Genomic DNA, 643 nt, shown 5'->3' on the forward strand with positions numbered 1-643 from the left:
GGCCTGCAAACTAAAGCCGCTCCAAGGGCGGCCACCGTTCCGACAGATCCGGGAGCTGGTTCGCAAGGTGCACAGCGACTGTGCGGTCGAGATCGATACCAACGCCTATTCCGTGCCTTGGCGATTGGTCGGTGAGAGCGTGCAGGTGACGCTTAGCGGTGCTCAGGTTCGCATCTTTCATGGCGGTCAGCTAGTTGCTGAACATGCCGAGGCGAGCGGTCGCCACCGCCGACTGACGGACCCGGCTCACTTCGCTGGTGTCAGTGGCGTGAGTGGCCCCGTGCTTCGGCCTGTCGATCCCGAGATGGCGGCTATGCGACCGCCCGATCTGCTGCGTCCCCTGCTCGAATATGAGCAGCTGGCAGGAGGGCGGTGGTAATGACTATCGACCACGAGACGTTGCTGGGCTGGTTGTCCCGGCTCAAGCTCACCGCCATCCGTGACCAGCTCGACACGCTGCTCGACGAGGCGGCCCGCAACGACCTGACAATGCGCGAGACGCTCGCGTTCCTTTGTGAGCGAGAAATTGCCCGCAAGGACGAGCGGCGGATCGAGATGGCGATGAAGATTGCCCATTTCCCCTATGCTCGCGAGCTCGACGGCTTCGATTTCGAGGCTCAACCCAGTGTTGATCCGCACCAGA

Annotated in this window: 2 protein-coding genes; both read left to right on the plus strand. The window is 62.5% G+C overall.

The genetic code is table 11. The features are described from left to right. On the plus strand, positions 1 to 379 hold a 379-nt coding region (locus ACI3K3_RS25750; protein WP_404918963.1), incomplete at its 5' end, for a Mu transposase domain-containing protein. Continuing rightward, a partial coding sequence (locus tag ACI3K3_RS25755; protein ID WP_404918965.1) for an ATP-binding protein occupies positions 379 to 643 on the plus strand: 265 nt, incomplete at its 3' end. The genes ACI3K3_RS25750 and ACI3K3_RS25755, both read left to right, overlap by 1 nt.

Source organism: Novosphingobium sp. ZW T3_23 (assembly GCF_044987305.1).
Taxonomy (GTDB): domain Bacteria; phylum Pseudomonadota; class Alphaproteobacteria; order Sphingomonadales; family Sphingomonadaceae; genus Novosphingobium.